Genomic DNA, 19,180 nt, shown 5'->3' on the forward strand with positions numbered 1-19,180 from the left:
GAGCACCTGACTTGTAATCAGGGGGTTGTGGGTTCAAGTCCTATTGCCGGCACCACCATTGGGGTATAGCCAAGCGGTAAGGCAACGGACTTTGACTCCGTCATTCCTAGGTTCAAATCCTAGTACCCCAGCCATTTGCGAGCCATTAGCTCAGTTGGTAGAGCATCTGACTTTTAATCAGAGGGTCGAAAAGGTTCGAGTCCTTCATGGCTCACCAGTTTTTTTTGCTGAACAAGCAAAGCTGCGTGATAGTAATAGTAATGCCTTTTCTGTTCTAAGTAAAATGCGGGTGTGGCGGAATGGCAGACGCACCAGATTTAGGTTCTGGCGGGCAACCGTGGGGGTTCAAGTCCCTTCACCCGCACCATACTATGACAGAAAGCTTTGCTCTCAGTACAAACCACATAAGATGTAACATGCGGACGTAGCTCAATTGGTAGAGCGTCGCCTTGCCAAGGCGAAGGTCGAGGGTTCGAGACCCTTCGTCCGCTCCATTTATTTGTGCCCTTAGCTCAGCTGGATAGAGCGTTTGACTACGAATCAAAAGGTCGGGAGTTCGAATCTCTCAGGGCACGCCATATTTCATATGAAATCGAAGAGTAGGAATAGATCCTACTCTTTTTTTTATAATGACTTGTGTATTTTTGCAAATTTTAAGCATTTTTCCCTTGTATCTCCTATTTGCATCTATTACTTTAGAATTACGCTGAAAGCATGGAGGAACATCTGTTACAAACCTGCGGAAGAATATCATGGAACAGGAGTTGTATCAACATGAACCCTATCAAATTGGAACAAGTAAATCCTGCAATAGCCAGTTTAATCGATAATATAGAAAAAGTATTGATTGGTAAACGCTCTGTAATTGAAATGATGGTAGCGGCTGTTCTAGCGAATGGTCACGTTTTGCTCGAAGATGTACCAGGCGTTGGGAAGACCATGATGGTACGTGCATTGTCCAAATCAATCAGCGGTGAGTTTAAACGTATTCAATTTACCCCAGATTTGTTGCCAACGGATGTGACAGGGGTTGCTATCTTTAATCAAAAAAGTCTGGAGTTTGAGTTCCGTCAAGGGCCGATTTTTGCAAATGTCATTCTTGCAGACGAAATCAACCGGACTTCGCCAAAAACACAATCCGCTCTCTTGGAAGCAATGGAAGAGCGCTCGGTAACAATCGATGGTGCTACGTATCGATTGGAAGAGCCGTTTTTTGTGATGGCTACACAAAACCCATTAGAGTATGAAGGGACCTTCCCATTACCTGAAGCTCAATTGGACCGATTTTTCATGCAATTAAGCTTGGGGTATCCAACGGTAGAGGAAGAAATGCGGATGCTGTCCAGATTCTCGGCAGCGAATCCATTGGAAGAGCTTCAGCCGGTTATGACCACAGCCGAGCTTGCGGAACTTCAACGCCAGGTATCGACGATTAAGGTATCGGAAGGAATAAAAGAATACATTGTGCGTCTATGTCATCGTACGCGTGAGCATCATCATATTTATCTAGGCGTGAGCCCGCGCGGTACCCTTGCTCTTTTCCGGGCTGTTCAGGCGTTGGCCTTCGTTCGTGGACGTGACTATGTCATTCCAGATGACGTGAAGGAACTCGTTCCATTTGTATTTGCACACCGTATGATTGTGAAACCAGAAGCAAGACTGGAAGGAGCAACCGTAGATCGGGTGTTGGCTATGATCTTGTCTGAGACCCGTGTCCCGGTAAGCTAAGGCGGTGATTGCAGATGAGACAGCAAAGGTGGGGTAGGCTCAAGGCGATTGCATTAGTCCTGATCACGTATTTATTCGCAAAATTTCAAGGTGGCTTCTCAAGCTGGTTTCTTTTCTATAGTAGTTTGGTATTTCTTCTGTATGAAATTGTCGCTTATGTACTCATATTCGCGAAGCTAGAAGTCGAGCGTGAACTAGATCGCAATCGTCTACAGGATGGGGAAGATGTCATTGTAACGATACGCCTGCGCCGGAGGATTTGGTTTCCGCTAGGGTGGAATATGATTATGGAGCCATTGCCGGCGAGGCTGGCTGGCGTGTATGAGCCGCATCGACAACTGATATTCCCATGGTTCAAAAGGGAAGTCGAGTTTCGGTATGTCATACCCAATGTACCGCGGGGATACTATCGTCTCGATGAATGTGTAGTGAGCGGCGGAGATTTTTTTGGATTTTTTGAGCGTCGCAAGGTTTATTCGATTTCTCAGGAATTTCTCGTTTATCCAAAATACAAAGAATTGACCCATTGGGCCCTGGGAGACGGAAGCTTCAGTGGGACTGTGCATGTTTCCCATCGACGGTCTGATGACGTAGCAGCAGTACGCGGCGTAAGAGACTATCATCGGGGCGATCGTTTGAGCCAAATTCATTGGCGAGCTTCTGCACGGGGGACGGGTCTAAAGACGAAAGAGTTTGAGCATCAGGCGATGAATCAGGCGGTCTTTTTCCTTGATGTGGAGAAGGCGAGCTACCGAGGGAAGCCTGTGCACTTGTTTGAAACAGCAGTGAAGCTGGCCGCGAGTCTGATCGCTTACGCCAATCGGAATCAATATCATTATGGGCTCGTATACAAACAAGCAGAACGCATATTGATACCACCAGGTCTGTCCCATGCCCATTTCCTCAGAGTTTTTGATCAATTAGCTCGAGTCGCGCCAGAAGGACAAGAATTATTTGCAAAAATTGTGGGAAGAGAAGCATTGGAGCAGCCTCAAGGTGTTACTTTGATAATTATTACACCGCATGTAGAAAAAACGTTGATCAGTCGTTTGGTCACACTCGCTCAAAAAGGCAGACGGGTGCAGTTGTTTCTCATGCAAAACGAGTCAACGATTTCGCATGAACAAAAACAAGCGTTGCAGCTGCTTGGCGCAAACAAAGTAACTTGTACGTCTATTCATATGGATGATCAAGAGTGGAAACGGATTGGAGGTGCATAGACTCATGAGCGTTTGGAAGCGTCCAACGATTTGGGAGTGGGTCTTGGCCCTTTTTCTGTTCCTGATGTTAAGAGAGTGGCTGATGCCTCTACAGACATTAACCGATACGGGCGTTTTGTGGCCGTTTTATGCGATTGTGGCTGGAGTCATCATCATTGACCTGTTGATCCCTTATCGGTGGTTAACCTTGCCGATCAAGGCACTGGGGCTAATGGTGCTTTTGCATGCTACTTTGTTTGACAAACCGTTTTTTGATTCGGAATGGATTGGTCAATTGTACGGGCAGATGATTCACGATCTCCCGTTAGCGTTTCAACAGGATTGGGCCAGCATGTCGATCTTGTCGCGGAATACCATGTTTGATCTCGTCTTGGTGTTGTTAGCGACGATGTTAACGTATCTGGTGCTGGAACAACGACAAGGTTTATGGTTTGTCTTTTTGACGGAACTGTATTTGGCTGTGTTGGATACGTTTCTCCCGTATGATGCCAGTGCAGGGGTTGTACGGACGCTGATTATTGGTTTTCTGATGCTGGCCATTAGCCATCTGATGAAGATGACGAACATGGCAACATTGGCAGGGAAGAGAAGCCGAATGATGCTCAACTCACTGCTGGCCTCGGTGCTGGTCATCATGGCTTGCATAGGCATCGGTTATGCTGCACCGAAGTCAGGACCGTCATGGCCTGATCCGATCGCCTTTTTAACAGGGAAAGGAAACGATACCCCTGTTGGTGTGATGAAAAAAGTAGGATACGACAACAACGATGAACGGTTGGGCGGTCCTTTCCTGCAAGATAACACATTAGTGTTTATTGCAAAGACGAACGAGCGGAGCTATTGGCGCGGTGATTCGAAGGACGTGTATACGGGAGTTGGCTGGGAAAAAGGCGATAGAGAGTATGAGTCAATCCTGGACCCGCAAACCTATACATGGGAGAATACGTTGTTCCAAGGGCTTGAAACGAAGAAGGTACAAGCGACATTAGATTTTAAAGGCCCGCAGCAATTCCCGACTGTCTTTTATCAAGGTCAGCTGAAAAAGGTGAGCAACTACGCTCCACCAGAGGCAACCGTTGTTTATGACAAAATGAATCAGCAACTGGAAGTACGGGCAGGAAAAATCAACTTGGTCCAGCTGAGTGAGAAAAACGATCGGCCAGAGTACGGCCCCAATCCGCTTTTGCTCAAACTGAATCAATACAAGGTCGAGACAGAAGTACCGATTGTCAGTGAAAAGGCCGTGACGAATGCGGGGACGAACTATCCGGATGATATCAAAGAGCGCTATTTGCAAGTGCCAGCCTCGGTCCCTCCGCGAGTAAGAGAGCTCGCTGCAACAATTACCAAGGATGCCAAGACTCCTTATGACAAAGTGAGAGCGATCGAGAATTACTTGCGCGCAAGTGGAAAATATAAGTATGAAACGAAAGACGTTCCAGTCGCTGCAGAAGGTCAGGATTTTGTCGATCACTTCTTATTTGACAGCCTTCGAGGGTACTGTGACCATTTCTCCACTTCGATGGCGGTTATGCTTCGTACCCTGGATATTCCGACACGTTGGGTCAAGGGCTTCGCTCCAGGTGAACGAGTGGGAACGGATGCGTTTAACTACGAGACTGTAGAAGTGCGTAACAAGGATGCTCACTCGTGGGTAGAGGTATACTTCCCGGGGGTTGGTTGGGTTCCTTTTGAAGCGACGAGTACATTTATGTCACCTGTTCGTTTTAATTACGATCTGGTCACCTCAAAGCCGGAGATCCCCATCCCGTTGCCAAACATGGAGAATCAAACGAACATCGATCGTGGGGATGGACGTTTCAATGAGCTAGAAGAGGGCGACAGCCCAGCAGGCAGTTGGATTAAAATTCCTTGGCAAGTAAATGCGGGATTGGCTGTTGCCGCTGTCGTAGCAGGATTTATCGCGTGGCGTCGCAGACAAGACATCCAGCTATGGTGGATGCGCAGGCAACTGAATCAAGAGCGAAGCAGTGAGTTCCCGGATCGGTACCATCTGCTGATGCGGATGATGGAGCGAATCTACACGCGCAGACAGCCAGGAGAAACGTTGCGGGAGTACGTGGGCAGGATGACCTTGCCGGCAGACAAGCGACAAGATCTGCGCTATTTGACGGAGCTGTACGAACGTACCGTGTACGGCTACAAACAAATGGAACAAAAGGCGAGAACAATAGCAGAGCAAATACTCGAACGCTTAATCCGTCAATTGAAGCCTTGAACAATGCCGTTCCATCTGCTAGAATGACGATCAATGAGACTCGTATAATGATCAGGAATAGGGCCTGAAAGTTTCTACCGCTAGACCGTAAATTTGGCGACTACGAGGAGAGCACATCGGATTTTTGTACATGCAAACCGCACATGTGTACACAAGCTGGGACGTTGCCTCCGTATTGATTATCGGAGATAGCAGTCCCGGCTTTTTTGCAAATATGCGACAACTTCGCATGGCATGCCGACACTTGCACGTCCTGTATGTTACAGGAGAAGGGGGATATGATGGACAAGTCAATGGAAATGGTCGTCGTACTCGATTTCGGAGGCCAGTATAATCAGTTGATCGCGCGCCGTGTACGCGATCTGGGTGTTTATAGTGAACTGATACCGTTCAATACACCTGTTGAAAAGATTAAAGAGATAAATCCAAAAGGGATTATTTTCTCTGGCGGACCTGCTAGCGTGTACGAAGAGGGAGCACCAACTGTAGATCCTGCGATTTTTGACCTGGGCTTGCCTGTATTGGGTATTTGCTACGGTATGCAGTTGATGAGCCATTTGACGGGCGGAAAAGTAGAACGCGCGGGTAAACGCGAGTACGGAAAAGCTGAATTGCGTATGCAGCAAAAACACAGCTTGTACGACAAATGGGATACAAACGAAATCGTGTGGATGAGCCACTCTGACAAAGTAGTAGAGCTCCCAACCGGATTTGTCATTGATGCGGTAAGCGACAGCTGCCCAGTAGCTGCGATTAGCAACCCTGAGCGCCAGCTGTACGGCGTACAGTTCCATCCAGAAGTAGTTCATACCGTAAAAGGTACTGAGTTCATCGGAAACTTCTTGTTCAACATTTGTGGATGTGAAGCGACTTGGAGCATGACCACGTTCATCGAGGACGAGTTGGTTCGCATTCGTGAAACAGTTGGCAACAAGCAAGTACTGTGTGCGTTGAGCGGCGGTGTGGATTCTTCCGTAGTAGCAGCGCTGATTCACAAAGCGATTGGCGATCAATTGACGTGCATGTTCGTTGACCACGGTCTTCTGCGTCAAGGGGAAGCAGAAGGGGTAATGGAGACATTCTCTGAGAAATTCTCCATGAAAGTGATCAAGATCGATGCTCGTGAGCGCTTCATGAGCAAGCTCAAAGGTGTATCTGACCCAGAGCAAAAGCGCAAAATCATCGGTAACGAGTTCATTTATGTATTCGATGAAGAAGCTACGAAGCTGACGGATATGGACTTCTTGGCACAAGGTACGCTGTACACCGATATCGTGGAGAGTGGAACAGCAACTGCACAAACGATCAAATCGCACCACAACGTAGGCGGTTTGCCAGAAGACATGAAGTTCACGTTGATTGAACCATTGAAAACCTTGTTCAAAGACGAAGTACGTAAACTAGGTACAGAACTGGGCTTGCCAGATGAGATTGTTTGGCGTCAGCCATTCCCAGGACCAGGCCTCGGCATTCGTGTTTTGGGTGAAGTGACAGAAGAAAAACTGAAGATCGTTCGTGAATCCGATGCGATCTTGCGTGAGGAGATTGCCAAGGCAGGTCTCGATCGGGAAATCTGGCAGTACTTCACGGCTTTGCCAAACATGACGACCGTAGGTGTAATGGGAGATGTTCGTACGTATTCTTACACAGTAGGAATTCGTGCAGTAACGTCCATTGATGGTATGACCGCTGACTGGGCGCGCATTCCGTGGGATGTATTGGAGAAAATCTCTGTGCGTATCGTGAATGAAGTAGACAATGTAAACCGCATTGTGTATGATGTAACGTCCAAACCACCAGCAACAATTGAGTGGGAATAGGAACAAAAAATGACTCTCTTTTATTTGCGTGTTTTGCGAATAAAAGAGAGTTTTTTTTTATGACCAATTATCTCGTTCCATACATCATGAGAAGCTCTCCATTTTCTTTTGCAAGAGCAATATAAATGACTCCGCCTAGCCATCCAGGAGGAAGAGTTCCTTCGATAATCCAAGCTTCTGCAATAGGGTTATAACTGATAGCGAAGGGAGTTTCCTCTAAAAACTGAGAATAGTGTTCCGCTAAATAGGAGAAGATTGCCGTGGCAACTGCATGTTCATCTGCAAGCTCACCAAAAGCAATTTCATCTCCAAACCGATCTTGCTGGAGAAGAGCGTCGCGATCGGCGAAATAGAGTTCAAACCTTCCAAATAGATTCTCATCATACAAATCACGTTCTACAAAGCCATATTCGATGACTTTTTCCTTTTGATGAACGTTGCGTTTGCTCTTTTTCTTATCGTCGACCCTTACGGTGATTCGATTGACTCGAAGCCGGTCACGTTCTCGTTCCTGCTCCGCTATTATTTGCTCCCAAGCATCCATATAGCTCATTTTGGATCTCCTCCATCTAGTTATGAAGTATAACACAGGCCTTCTAGGAAAATATCCGGATATTAAACTCCTTTTAAAAATGAATGTTCGTATTTTCGTTGACATTCCCTATGTCACCTGATACACTTCTCAATGTGAGCAGGTAATATAGGAAGGTTCGTATATTCTTGAGAATATGGCTCGAGAGTTTCTACATGGTCGCCGTTATCGACCTGGCTACGAACAAAATGTCATCGGGATCTGATTTTGTTATTATATTTGGAATTATTCCCGGAGTGTTTTGTTTGAAGGCGAGGCGCATGATAATAGCGTCCGGCCTTTTTTTTGTGAAAAACGTCTCAACGTTTTTCTTTTACGGTCGGCAAAAAACAGTTAGACTATTTTTTGCAACAAGATTAGTATGGGGGGACTTATAGGTGCGGAAGTATTTCGAGTTTGACAAGCTAGGCACCAATTACCGTCGCGAAATCATCGCAGGTATCACTACTTTTTTGGCAATGGCTTATATCTTGGCTGTCAATCCATTCATTCTCAGTGGTGCTGATCTGCCGCCAGATTTAAAAGCAAACTATCCTGAATTTGGGGCTGTCTTTACCGCAACAGCTTTGGCTGCTGCTCTCGGTACACTGTTAATGGGTATTCTCGGACGTTTGCCGATCGGTCAAGCTCCGGGGATGGGTTTGAACGCATTTTTCACTTATACCGTCGTTCTGACGATGCAAATTCCTTGGCAACAGGCTTTGGCTGGCGTATTCCTTTCTTGTACGATCTTTTTGATTCTGTCTCTGACAGGTGTTCGTGAAGCGATCATCAAAGCGATTCCACAGAGCTTGAAATACGCAGTTTCGGCAGGGATTGGTCTTTTTATCGCGTTTATCGGTTTGAAAAACGCGGGTATTATCGTAGCAAATGATGCCACCTTCGTAGCACTGGGACATCTGACCTTCTATCACGAGGGCATGAAGCCGGAAGCAATTTTGGCAGCGAAAAATGCATTGCTTGCGGTGTTTGGTCTGATCGTGACGGTCATTCTACTTTCTCGCAAAATCAATGCAGGTATCTTTATCGGAATGTTGATTACGGCAATTACCGGGATGTTTTTCGGACTGGTGAATCTGCCTGAGCAAGTCGTTTCTGCACCACCGAGCCTTGCTCCTACATTCGGTGCTGCGTTCCAATATCTCGGTGATCCATCCGCTTTGTTCACCATGAACATGCTGATTGTTGTGTTGACATTCTTGTTTGTAGACTTTTTCGATGCGACGGGTACGCTCTTGGGTGTAGCAAACCAAGCGGGACTGCTTCGCGAAGACGGCAATTTGCCACGTCCAGGAAAAGCACTCGCTTCCGATGCGATTGCAGGTATGGCAGGTGCGGTACTCGGTACATCTACCACTACGGCTTATGTTGAGTCGACAGCAGGGGTAGCGGCAGGCGGACGCTCCGGATTTACCGCAGTTGTCACAGGGATTATGTTCCTTCTGGCGTTGTTCTTCTCGCCGATTCTCGCAATTGTGACACCAGCGGTTACGGCACCAGCACTCATTATCGTCGGTGTTCTGATGGCTTCTCACATTGCAAAAGTGGCTTGGGATGACCTGGATGAAGCGTTCCCTGCGTTCCTCACGATTTTGTTGATGCCGCTGACTTACAGTATTGCAACAGGTATTGCGACGGGCTTCATCGTTTATCCGGTGATGAAGGTAATGAAGGGCAAGGCTCGTGAAGTGCATCCGGCGATGTATGTGCTGTTCTTCGTCTTCCTGGCGTACTTCATCTGGTTGCGCGAATAGAATTTTTTGGGAATGAAGCTAGCTCTTCGTCTACTGGACGGGGAGCTTTTTTTGCGCTATGATAGGAAAAATCTTTTTTCACGGAAGGATGGACTGATTCTCATGACAGGTCTAAACATGTTCCTTCAACAGCATCACCACACGTAGAGCGTTTGTATCTTCGGAAATTTTTCCGCAGGTGCAAGCGCTTCTTGTGCTTCGTGCCTGCGGTGGTGTATTTAGGAAGCCATGCGGGCAGGAAGTTGCCTTGCATGGCTTTTTTGGTTTTCTCTATCTGAAAAAAGAAAGGGTGTTCCTCATGGAAAACGAAGTATTAAAAACGGTAAAAGGCACAAAAGATTTCATGCCGCAGGAGCAAATGCAACGAAATTGGATACGACGGACGCTCGAAGCTGTATTCGAGACATACTGCTGCAAACCGTTGGAGACGCCTATGCTGCAGCACTACGAATTACTGGCATCCAAGTACGGTGGCGGAGATGAAATCTTGAAGGAAGTGTATCGCTTGAGCGACCAAGGAGATAGAGAGCTTGGCCTGCGCTATGATTTGACTGTACCGTTGACGAAGGTAGTGGGCATGAATCCTGAGATGCGGATGCCGTTCAAGCGGTATGAGATCGGAAAAGTATTTCGGGACGGTCCAGTAAAAACTGGGCGTTTGCGCGAATTCATTCAATGCGATGTCGATATCGTGGGAACGACATCGGTGCTGGCTGAAGCAGAATTGCTCAGTATGGCGTTTGAGGCATTCAAGCGGCTGGGGTTAGACGTGTACATTGAGGTCAACAACCGCAAGCTGTTATCTGGGGTGCTTCAGGAGCTGGGAGTTCCCGTAGAGCGGGCAGGGGATGTCATGCTGTCGCTGGATAAGCTCGAGAAAATCGGCGTGGACGGAGTGCGGGATGACTTGCGGGAGCGAAACGTCGAGGAGCCACTCGTTTTGGCGATTACGTCTTTCTTGCAAGAAGGTGTGATTACCCTGGATTTGTTGGCAGAGCGTTTTACATCCCAGCTAGTTCAGGAAGGGATTCGGGAGCTGCGCGATATGCTTGCCTATGTAAAAGGAGCTGGTGTGGGTGGGGAGCTTCGTTTCTCGCCATTTTTGGCAAGGGGCTTAGGGATCTACACGGGGATTGTGTATGAGATCTTTTTGCAGGATGGAAGTATGACGTCCAGTATCGGCAGTGGGGGACGTTACGATCAGATCATCGGTCGGCTTTTGGATGATGGAAGAGAGTATCCCGCTGTAGGGATTTCGTTTGGATTGGATGTCATTCTTGCAGCGTTGGTAAATCGCAACACGGAAGAGCAGAAAGCTGCCGATGTACTCGTCATTCCCCTCGGGACAGAAGCATCCAGTCTGGGCTTGGCCAATCGATTGCGCGAGAGCGGCATCAGAGTCGAGCTGGAGCTAACAGGTAGACGACTGAAAAAAGCACTCGATTATGCAAACAAAGAAGGCTTTGCTTTTGCCTTGATCTATGGGGAAAACGAAGTGAACAGTGGGCAGGTCGTCGTTCGAGATATGCGAGAGGGAACGGAACAATCGGTTCCTTTGGAGTTGGTTGGAAAGTGGCTGTCCGACAAGCTATCAGGCTAAAGAGGAAAGATAGTCTTTTTCTTCCATTTTTTGTACAGTAGAGAAAAGGGGGAGATGGCGTGAAGAAATGGGTCTCAATGGTCGGTTGTAGCTTAGTGTTTTTGACGTGGATGTTGCCTGTAAATGCTGAGGAGGGTACTGCGCTTACGCATAAACCACTCTATCAGGCTGATGTGCGAATTGATCCAATCAAGAAAGAAGTAACAGGAACCGTAACGATTACCTTTTGGACAAAAGACCCTGCTCGTGCTTATCTCCATCTTTACCCGAACGTATTTACAGAAGAGCATCAAGGCATGCTATGGGAGGAACTTTTAGGCAATGGCCCAACGCTTGGCTCATACACTAATAAAAAGCTCTTGGTCGATGGAGTAGCGGTTGTCGGCAAAAAGACGAAAGACCTGAACATACTCGAAGTGCCTCTAGAAGGAGAGCCGGGCTCACGAAAGATTGTGATGGAGTTCGAGATGACTCTTCCGCGAAACGACGGCAGGATGTCGTACGATGACCAATCGATCTGGCTGGGGAACTGGCTCCCGGTTCTTGCAGTGTACGACAAGGAAGGCTGGCATCTCGATCCATACGAGCCTGTCGGTGATCCATTTTACAGTGAGAACGCAGATTATGAGGTGAACGTGACGCTGCCAAAAGACTATCAATTGGCGAGCACAGCGCCAGACAGGGCTGCGAAACAGGTTTCTGCTCGTGAGGGAGAAAAGACGATACAGCTCGGTGCAGAAAATGTGAGGGATTTTGCCCTAGTCGTTATGGATGCCTCCTATCAGCAAATGGAAACAAAAGTGGGCGAAACAGTCGTCCGAACATGGTGGCGGAAAACAGATGATCCGGCAACTACTGAGCAGATTCATGAAGCAGCAGCGAAGTCTCTCGCCTATTTTCATGATCAATTGGGTGCCTATCCATATACCGAATACGATGTGGTAAGGACTGGTGGCTCGATTAATGGAATGGAGTATCCTGCATTGGTCTTTCTTGATGGACGTCATTTCTTTTCTGGGGAAGAAACAGGTATCGTCACAGTTGTCCACGAGACGGCACATCAGTGGTTTTACGGCTTGCTCGGAAATAATCAGGTAAAGGAAGCATGGCTGGATGAGGGATTCACGGAGTACGTGACGCTCTCGTATTTATCTCAGCAAGACCCGCTGATGGGAGCAGAACGGGTGCGCAGACGGCTAGAGCAGGGCACCTCTGTTCAATATTACGTGGCAGAGGAACAGCGTCCTTGGCAAGCACTGTCTGCATTTCCTGATAATCAGAGTTATAGTGATCTCGTCTATTCCCGTCCGTCCTCGATGCTGTGGCTATTGCAGGGAGCGTGGGGGGAAGAAAGGGTACATGACGTATTGAAGCAGTATGTCGAGAAGTACCGTTATCAGGTTGTGACCGGAAAGGAATGGGAAGCTTTTCTATCTGAGATCTCAGGAGAAGATGCGAGTGCTTTCTTGGATTATTGGTTGAAAGTAGACATGTCCCAGCAGGAACAGGCAGCAGCTTGGCTGGAGCGCCAACGTCTCAAGCATCAGAAGAAGTAATCGAAGGCAGGGGATCACGATGTGGCGGAAGCATTGGGTGGTCATCGTGGCAGTAGGAGTTGTTTTGACTGTATTCTTGACCGTCCGACCTTGGATAGGGCAGGCTGGCTTAGATGCTCAGGAGATTGTGCCGATTAATCACAGGCAGGCTGCAGTCACTTACAAGGCCGACGTACAAATCGATATGAACAAGCACGTGGTGAAAGGCATGCTGACGGCTCGTTTTGTCCCACAAGATGACCAAGCTTTTTTTCATTTATATCCCAATGCTTTTTCTGCGAATGCTGCTCTCAGTGGAGAGAACTGGGAGGTTGTGCTGGGCAAACAGCGTGAGCCTGGTGGTATCAAGATAGGCGAAGTACGGGTGAACGGAAAAAGTGTCGGCGTACAGTATGCAGGAAAGAGCAATACGCTTTTACAAGTGCCCCTTCCCGCAAGAACATCGTCTGCTGAGATGGTGGTGGATATGAATTTTCAGCTCGAGGTTCCTTATAACAACGGGCGAATGTCTTACCATGATCATGCGATGTGGCTGGGCAACTGGCTACCGATCCTGGCGGTCAAGGATGCAGGAGGCTGGCGGCTCGATCCTTATTCCGCGATTGGCGATCCTTTTTACTCGGATGTGGCGAATTATCATTTGCGTGTGCAGTTATCAGAGGGGTACCAGCTTGCTACGAGTGGATTGGAGAGCGTGGCTGTTATCACCGAGACGAGACCGCAACGGCTAAAAATCTATGAGGTGGACGCATGGAACGTTCGGGATTTTGCCCTTGTTGTCATGGACGATACGTACCAGCCCATATCTGGCAAGGTCGGGGAAACCATCGTACGTACGTGGGTGCAGAAAAGTGATGACCCGCAAAACGTAGAACGAATACATGAGACTGCTAGGGAGTCTCTCGACTATTACGGAAAACAGTTCGGGGTGTACCCGTATAAGGAATACGATGTTGTCAAAACAGGCGGCTTCTTTGGCGGGATGGAATACCCGAGCCTCGTCTTTATTGCCCAGGAGTATTTTGACCGTAGCGATACCATGGGGGAAGCGATCGTAGCGCACGAAACGGCACATCAGTGGTTTTACGGGTTGGTCGGAAACGACGAGGTGCGAGAGGCTTGGCTGGATGAGGGACTGACGGATTATGCGACGATGGTATTTTTGCAGCAAAAGTCCCCCGCACAATCACAAGCGTATATTCAGATGCGGCTAGGCCAAGCACGTGCAGCGGAAGGATATGCGAACCAAGGAGTAACTGCGAAGTCATCCGTGGAGGCTTTCCCAGACTGGAGGAGCTACAATGACCTCGTTTATGGGCGAGCTGGTGCCATGTGGTGGAACTTGAAAGAACAATGGGGAGTCGAACGACTGCATCAGGTGTTGCGTCAATATGTACGAGATCATCAATACAAGCAGGCAAATGGGGAGCAAATCACAGCGCTATTGACTACAACTGCCGGGGCGGATGCCAGTCCCTTTTTGGATTATTGGCTTCGGGTTGAGCTAGAGAAAGCAGAAGCGGCAAACAATTGGATAGAAAAAGGCAAACACGAATAATTTTTGATATTTCATTTTTAAATGTTCGGAAACGAGGTTGACAGGCAAACTTTCTCCCTGCTACACTGAATATGTTGAGAGAAAACGAGTTCGAATAGCCCAGGCGATGAGAGCGGCGCGAAAAGCCCGTTAGTCGGTTGGGTTTTCTTCTGATGTTACAAAACGTAGGGGGCGAATGGTTCATGCTACAGCCTTTGGTAGGAGTCATTATGGGCAGTACGTCAGACTGGGAAACGATGAAGGAAGCTTGCGCAATTTTAGACGAATTGCAGGTACCGTACGAAAAGAAGGTCGTGTCTGCACACAGAACGCCAGACTTGATGTTTACGTATGCCGAGACCGCGAAAAGCCGCGGCTTGGAAGTCATTATTGCGGGTGCGGGCGGGGCAGCTCATTTGCCAGGAATGGTAGCTGCCAAGACAGCGTTGCCTGTCATTGGTGTCCCGGTGAAATCATCCAACTTGAATGGTCTCGACTCGCTTTTGTCGATTGTGCAAATGCCAGGTGGCGTGCCAGTGGCGACGGTTGCGATCGGAAAAGCTGGAGCCATCAATGCTGGGTTATTGGCTGCGCAAATTTTGGGGATCAAATATCCAGACGTACAAGAGCGGTTCATGCAAAGACGTGATGATGTACGCAATAAGGTGCTGGAGGCTAGTGAACTCGAATGACAACCAAAGACCGTAAGCAAATCAAACCAGGATCGACCCTAGGAATACTCGGCGGAGGACAGCTTGGACGGATGATTGCTCTTGCGGGACGAGCTATGGGCTACCGCTTTGTTACAATGGACCCGACAGCAGACGCTCCATGCGGCCAAACGGCTGATCGGCAAATTGTTGCCAGCTACGATGATGTAGAAGCAGCGATGCAGCTTGCCTCGGTCAGCGATGTTATCTCCTATGAATTTGAAAATGTCGATGCGCAGGTCGCTGAAGTGTTGGAGAGCCGCGCTTATGTACCGCAGGGGAGCCGTCTTTTGCGTATCACCCAGAATCGGATTCGGGAAAAGACCGCCATTCGCGAAATCGGCATTCCTGTTGCTCCGTTTTGTGTCGTGAACAGCTTGGAGGATTTGCAGGACGCTGTGCGTGAACTGGGACTGCCTGCTGTCATGAAGACGGCAACTGGTGGCTATGACGGTAAAGGGCAATGGGTATTGAGAAGCGAGGCTGAGCTGGCGGAGGCATATGAAACGTTGTCCAAAGCAGGTACAGAGCTGATCGTGGAACAATTTGTACCATTCCAAATGGAGCTGTCTGTTATTGCTGCACGCAATCCTGCGGGAGAACTGGCTGTTTTTCCTGTGTCAGAAAATATTCATCAGGAAAACATCCTGCATTTGAGCATCGTACCTGCTCGTATTTCGGCTGAAGTAGCAGTCCGTGCGGAAGAAATTGCTCGCACGATTGTAGAAAAGCTGGATGTGGTCGGCCTCATTGCCGTTGAGCTGTTTTTGACCGAAGATGGTCAGCTGTATGTCAATGAATTGGCGCCTCGGCCGCATAACTCCGGGCATTTTACGATGGATGCTTGTGTCACCTCGCAGTTTGAGCAGCATGTTCGGGCGGTTTGCAATCTGCCTTTGGGATCTACAGAGTTGCTCTCGAGCGTCGTGATGGTTAATATTTTGGGAGAGCATCTACAGCCTGTCATCGATCAGATCGACAAGCTGCCGCGCACAGCCAAGCTCCATTTGTACGGAAAAGCAGAGAGCAAGGCCAAGCGGAAAATGGGGCATATCAATGTGCTCGCCCCTACTGTAGAAGAAGCGCTCACCCTGATTGATGAGCTGAAAATCTGGACGAATACATCGGAGGTATTATCATGATCGAACGTTATTCCCGACCGGAAATGCGCGCCATTTGGACGGAAGAAAACAAATTCAAAGCGTGGCTGGAAGTAGAAATTCTCGCGTGTGAAGCATGGTCCAAGCTGGGCGTCATTCCTGAGGAAGACGTGAAAAAGCTGTGGGAAAAAGCTACTTTTGACATGAACAGAATCTATGAGATCGAAGAAGAGACACGCCATGATGTGGTGGCGTTTACCCGTGCGGTATCGGAAACCTTGGGCGAAGAAAAGAAGTGGGTGCATTACGGACTGACTTCTACAGATGTGGTGGATACTGCTCTGTCCTACCTGCTACGTCAGGCGAACGAGATTTTGGAGGGTGATATCCAAGACTTCATCGAGATTTTGGCTGACAAAGCTCGTGAGCACAAGGATACGGTTTGCATGGGCAGAACACATGGCGTACATGCGGAGCCTACAACTTTTGGTTTGAAGCTGGCCCTGTGGCATGAAGAAATGAAGCGCAATCTGGCGCGTTTTCAGGCTGCGAAACAAGAAGTGGCGTTCGGTAAAATCTCTGGCGCAGTTGGAACATACGCAAACATCGATCCGTTCGTGGAAGCGTACGTGTGCGAGAAGCTGGGGCTGTCTGCAGCGCCTATCTCGACCCAAACCTTGCAGCGTGATCGCCACGCCGAGTACATGGCGACATTGGCACTGATCGCAACCTCTTTGGAGAAATTCGCGACAGAAATTCGCGGTCTGCAAAAGAGCGAAATGCGCGAGGTGGAAGAGGCATTTGCCAAAGGACAAAAAGGTTCTTCCGCAATGCCACACAAGCGTAACCCAATCGGCAGTGAAAATATTTGCGGTCTGGCTCGTGTCATCCGTGGACACATGCTCACTTCTTATGAAAATGTTTCCCTCTGGCATGAGCGGGATATTTCTCACTCCTCTGCGGAGCGCGTGATTTTGCCAGATGCGACGCAAGCATTGAACTACATGCTGCGCCGTTTCATGAACATCGTGAAAAACTTGACGGTGTTCCCTGAGAACATGAAGCGCAATATGGACCGTACCTTTGGATTGATCTACTCGCAGCAAGTGATGCTCAAGCTGATCGAAAAAGGCATGAGCCGCGAGCAAGCCTATGATACGGTACAGCCTCGTGCGATGCAGGCGTGGGAAGAGCAACGTTCCTTCCGTGCGATCGTTGAGGAGGATGCAACGGTAAGCTCCACACTGTCCAAGGAAGAGCTGGATGAGTGCTTTGACTACCGTTACCACCTGAAGCATGTGGATACGATTTTCCAACGTCTTGGATTGATTTAAATGTAAGTGCCCTCGAATTTTTTCGGGGGCGTTTCTTTTTATATAGTAGCCTTGGTGGGGGAGAAGCGCAGCTTTTTAAGAACCCTGAAAGTGAGTTCAAGATTGAGAAATTGCTACTAAGTGTTCTTAAATTTTAAGGTTTAACACAGTATTGTTAAACTAACTGGTAGTGTTACCTTCAATTGTCAATAAGCGGTCAAGCGGTTACTATTATTGGAAACTCACTCCGATAGAAGGAGGACTAATATGAATCCATTACTACTCTCTTTTCCGGAACATTTAGAAACTCAGCGATTATTGATTAGAGCACCGCAATGGGGTGATGGTCAATTTGTAAATGAAGCGATACGTGAGAGTGTAAATGAAATGAGCCCCTGGCTTCCGTTTGTAAAAAACCTCCCATCCATTGACGATTCGGAAGCCTACGTACGTAAGGCCCGGCTCAATTTCCTAGAGCGCACAGATTTAGTGCTACATATATTTGAAAAGAACACAGGGCAGTTTGTGGGCAGTAGTGGACTCCATCGCTTTGATTGGTATGTACGCAAATTTGAAATTGGATATTGGCTACGCACATCGCGTACTGGTGAGGGTCTAATGACAGAGGCAGTAAAAGGTATCGTTGACTTTGCCATTTCTGAGTTGGAAGCTAACCGTCTTGAAATTCGCTGTGATACTCGGAATGACGCAAGTATAGCTGTAGCTAAGAAGGCGGGTTTTACGTTGGAGGGTACTTTACGCAATGTTAACCTAAATGACTCCGGAGAACTAACTGATACCCATATCTTTTCAATAGCAAAAGGTTATGAATATCATTGATAACTGTACTGAGCGAACTGATGCGAAAGTAAACCAGAAAACATGCGGCAGGATTTCTCCCCCACCACAACGGTTTTGAAGACAACTTAAAAAATTCCTTAAGAAATTTTTAAAGATTTCTTTTGAAAGTTGTAACCAATATGAAACCACTTCCGTACCTACTTGTGCGAGCTTACAACGAGCCCATAAGTACCTTACAAAAGTGTAAGCTTCCTGAAATATAACTCGATGGTTCCTGCTTCGTTTCGACCGTACAATGAAATCAATTCATACGGATCACGAAACGGGAGATCGATTATGACGACAGCAATCATGTATCCAAAATTAAGTCACCAACAAATTTACGAAGATTACTCTACTAAAATATATCGCTATTTCCGCTACCGGGTAAAAAACGTCTGGGATGTGGAAGACCTGACAACGACTGTTTTTATTAAGGTGTACTCCAAGCTTGAGCAGTACGATGGCCGCCATCCTTTTGGCGCCTGGATTTTCCGAATTGCGCACAATGCTTTAATTGACTACATGCGCAAGAAGCGGGAGAGTCCGGTAGATCAGGACACATTTAGCAATATGGTCGCAACAGATAAGCTGCCGGAGGAGTGCCTTCTGAATCAGGAGACAACCGAGGGCTTGTGGGATAAGGTGCACACGCTGACAAAGGATCAGCGCAATGTGATCGCCCTGCGTTATCTCGGAGATTTGCGAATGAATGAGATCGCGGAAATTTTGGGTAAGACAGAGGCTTCGGTGAAAATCCTGCACTTCCGTGGGATCAAGAAGCTACAGCAATTGATGGAGAATCAAGCATAAAGGGGGGACAACAGTCCTGCCCTTTTTTTCTATCGGGAAGCTGTAGTGGAGAGAAGAATATTTCCATGCTAGGCTCCAGGCTCCGTCCTGCTGGGGGTTAAGACTGTCCGCTCCGAAGGGATTCGCGGGGAAACGCAAAAGTGGTAGCCGCTTCGTAGCGCGGGCACGTTGCGTTTCTATTTCCCACTCATCCCTTCTCCGCTCGGTAGGACTCCACAAGTCGCTACGCCTGGAAATATTCTTCTCTGTCGTTACTCATGACATTCTTCAATCTTTTAAGGCAATTAAAATTCGGATCACACGGAAAGCTCGTAGAGGAAACAGGAGAAATAAGCGAAGATCTTAGGGACACCTGGTA

At 48.0% G+C, this 19,180-nt stretch carries 14 protein-coding genes, 5 tRNA genes and 2 riboswitches; of the genes, 18 read left to right on the forward strand and 1 reads right to left on the reverse strand.

Annotated elements, in window-relative coordinates; all coding sequences use genetic code 11:
• The first annotated feature begins 59 nt into the window (after positions 1-59).
• The 9 genes from PMI05_RS29425 to guaA all read left to right on the forward strand — a co-directional run bounded on the left by PMI05_RS29425 (position 60) and on the right by guaA (position 7,007).
• A tRNA-Gln gene (locus tag PMI05_RS29425) sits at positions 60-134 on the forward strand.
• A gap of 5 nt (positions 135-139) precedes the next feature.
• A tRNA-Lys gene (locus PMI05_RS29430) sits at positions 140-217 on the forward strand.
• Positions 218-285: 68 nt separating this feature from the next.
• A tRNA-Leu gene (locus tag PMI05_RS29435) sits at positions 286-367 on the forward strand.
• 51 nt (positions 368-418) lie between these two features.
• Positions 419-494: transfer RNA gene (locus PMI05_RS29440), tRNA-Gly, on the forward strand.
• Between the two features lie 7 nt (positions 495-501).
• Positions 502-578: transfer RNA gene (locus PMI05_RS29445), tRNA-Arg, on the forward strand.
• Positions 579-774: 196 nt separating this feature from the next.
• Entirely contained in the window at positions 775-1,728 is a 954-nt protein-coding gene (locus tag PMI05_RS29450) for a MoxR family ATPase (protein WP_007729977.1), read from the forward strand.
• Between the two features lie 14 nt (positions 1,729-1,742).
• Positions 1,743-2,948, forward strand: a complete 1,206-nt coding sequence (locus PMI05_RS29455; RefSeq protein ID WP_007729985.1) for a DUF58 domain-containing protein — start codon at positions 1,743-1,745, stop codon at positions 2,946-2,948.
• Positions 2,949-2,952: 4 nt separating this feature from the next.
• Positions 2,953-5,187 carry a transglutaminaseTgpA domain-containing protein gene (locus PMI05_RS29460; RefSeq protein ID WP_007729989.1) on the forward strand — a complete coding sequence of 745 codons (2,235 nt, stop codon included), beginning with the start codon at positions 2,953-2,955 and terminating at the stop codon, positions 5,185-5,187.
• Positions 5,188-5,207: 20 nt separating this feature from the next.
• Positions 5,208-5,310: riboswitch (purine riboswitch) on the forward strand.
• A 158-nt stretch (positions 5,311-5,468) separates the two neighbouring features.
• Complete coding sequence (guaA, locus tag PMI05_RS29465; RefSeq protein ID WP_039961684.1) at positions 5,469-7,007, forward strand: glutamine-hydrolyzing GMP synthase; 1,539 nt, start codon at positions 5,469-5,471, stop codon at positions 7,005-7,007.
• Between the two features lie 67 nt (positions 7,008-7,074).
• Here guaA and PMI05_RS29470 read toward each other — a convergent pair whose 3' ends face one another.
• A complete protein-coding gene (locus PMI05_RS29470; protein WP_007729995.1) occupies positions 7,075-7,560 on the reverse strand; it encodes an NTF2 fold immunity protein in 486 nt (161 codons plus the stop codon).
• Between the two features lie 137 nt (positions 7,561-7,697).
• Positions 7,698-7,799: riboswitch (purine riboswitch) on the forward strand.
• A gap of 177 nt (positions 7,800-7,976) precedes the next feature.
• Between PMI05_RS29470 and PMI05_RS29480 the strand changes: the two genes are divergently transcribed.
• From PMI05_RS29480 to PMI05_RS29520, 9 genes are all read left to right on the forward strand, one after another.
• Complete coding sequence (locus PMI05_RS29480) at positions 7,977-9,353, forward strand: NCS2 family permease (protein WP_007729997.1); 1,377 nt, start codon at positions 7,977-7,979, stop codon at positions 9,351-9,353.
• Positions 9,354-9,651: 298 nt separating this feature from the next.
• On the forward strand, positions 9,652-10,953 hold the full coding sequence (locus PMI05_RS29485; protein WP_007729998.1) for a histidine--tRNA ligase: 1,302 nt from the start codon (positions 9,652-9,654) through the stop codon (positions 10,951-10,953).
• Between the two features lie 59 nt (positions 10,954-11,012).
• Positions 11,013-12,509 carry a M1 family metallopeptidase gene (locus tag PMI05_RS29490; RefSeq protein WP_007730000.1) on the forward strand — a complete coding sequence of 499 codons (1,497 nt, stop codon included), beginning with the start codon at positions 11,013-11,015 and terminating at the stop codon, positions 12,507-12,509.
• 19 nt (positions 12,510-12,528) lie between these two features.
• Positions 12,529-14,067: a M1 family metallopeptidase gene (locus tag PMI05_RS29495; protein ID WP_039961679.1), complete on the forward strand. Its 1,539-nt coding sequence runs from the start codon at positions 12,529-12,531 to the stop codon at positions 14,065-14,067.
• A 182-nt stretch (positions 14,068-14,249) separates the two neighbouring features.
• On the forward strand, positions 14,250-14,738 hold the full coding sequence (gene purE, locus PMI05_RS29500) for a 5-(carboxyamino)imidazole ribonucleotide mutase (RefSeq protein WP_007730004.1): 489 nt from the start codon (positions 14,250-14,252) through the stop codon (positions 14,736-14,738).
• Positions 14,735-15,898, forward strand: coding sequence for a 5-(carboxyamino)imidazole ribonucleotide synthase (gene purK, locus PMI05_RS29505; protein WP_007730006.1), 1,164 nt, complete (start codon positions 14,735-14,737; stop codon positions 15,896-15,898). The genes purE and purK overlap by 4 nt, the downstream gene beginning before the upstream one ends.
• Complete coding sequence (purB, locus tag PMI05_RS29510) at positions 15,895-17,190, forward strand: adenylosuccinate lyase (RefSeq protein WP_007730009.1); 1,296 nt, start codon at positions 15,895-15,897, stop codon at positions 17,188-17,190. Before purK ends, purB begins: the two co-directional genes overlap by 4 nt.
• Before the next feature lie 246 nt (positions 17,191-17,436).
• Positions 17,437-18,009, forward strand: a complete 573-nt coding sequence (locus PMI05_RS29515; RefSeq protein ID WP_007730011.1) for a GNAT family N-acetyltransferase — start codon at positions 17,437-17,439, stop codon at positions 18,007-18,009.
• Between the two features lie 297 nt (positions 18,010-18,306).
• Entirely contained in the window at positions 18,307-18,822 is a 516-nt protein-coding gene (locus PMI05_RS29520) for a sigma-70 family RNA polymerase sigma factor (protein ID WP_007730013.1), read from the forward strand.
• The last annotated feature ends 358 nt before the right edge of the window (positions 18,823-19,180 follow it).

Origin of the sequence: Brevibacillus sp. BC25 (assembly GCF_000282075.1) — a bacterium.
Taxonomy (GTDB): domain Bacteria; phylum Bacillota; class Bacilli; order Brevibacillales; family Brevibacillaceae; genus Brevibacillus.

What these genes read in the sequence shown, in the direction of transcription:
- PMI05_RS29450 (WP_007729977.1), top strand. Translation starts at nt 775, where the DNA reads ATGAACCCTATCAAATTGGAACAAGTAAATCCTGCAATAGCCAGTTTA.
- PMI05_RS29455 (WP_007729985.1), top strand. Translation starts at nt 1,743, where the DNA reads ATGAGACAGCAAAGGTGGGGTAGGCTCAAGGCGATTGCATTAGTCCTG.
- PMI05_RS29460 (WP_007729989.1), top strand. Translation starts at nt 2,953, where the DNA reads ATGAGCGTTTGGAAGCGTCCAACGATTTGGGAGTGGGTCTTGGCCCTT.
- guaA (WP_039961684.1), top strand. Translation starts at nt 5,469, where the DNA reads ATGGACAAGTCAATGGAAATGGTCGTCGTACTCGATTTCGGAGGCCAG.
- PMI05_RS29470 (WP_007729995.1), bottom strand. Translation starts at nt 7,560, where the DNA reads ATGAGCTATATGGATGCTTGGGAGCAAATAATAGCGGAGCAGGAACGA.
- PMI05_RS29485 (WP_007729998.1), top strand. Translation starts at nt 9,652, where the DNA reads ATGGAAAACGAAGTATTAAAAACGGTAAAAGGCACAAAAGATTTCATG.
- PMI05_RS29495 (WP_039961679.1), top strand. Translation starts at nt 12,529, where the DNA reads ATGTGGCGGAAGCATTGGGTGGTCATCGTGGCAGTAGGAGTTGTTTTG.
- purE (WP_007730004.1), top strand. Translation starts at nt 14,250, where the DNA reads ATGCTACAGCCTTTGGTAGGAGTCATTATGGGCAGTACGTCAGACTGG.
- purK (WP_007730006.1), top strand. Translation starts at nt 14,735, where the DNA reads ATGACAACCAAAGACCGTAAGCAAATCAAACCAGGATCGACCCTAGGA.
- purB (WP_007730009.1), top strand. Translation starts at nt 15,895, where the DNA reads ATGATCGAACGTTATTCCCGACCGGAAATGCGCGCCATTTGGACGGAA.
- PMI05_RS29515 (WP_007730011.1), top strand. Translation starts at nt 17,437, where the DNA reads ATGAATCCATTACTACTCTCTTTTCCGGAACATTTAGAAACTCAGCGA.
- PMI05_RS29520 (WP_007730013.1), top strand. Translation starts at nt 18,307, where the DNA reads ATGACGACAGCAATCATGTATCCAAAATTAAGTCACCAACAAATTTAC.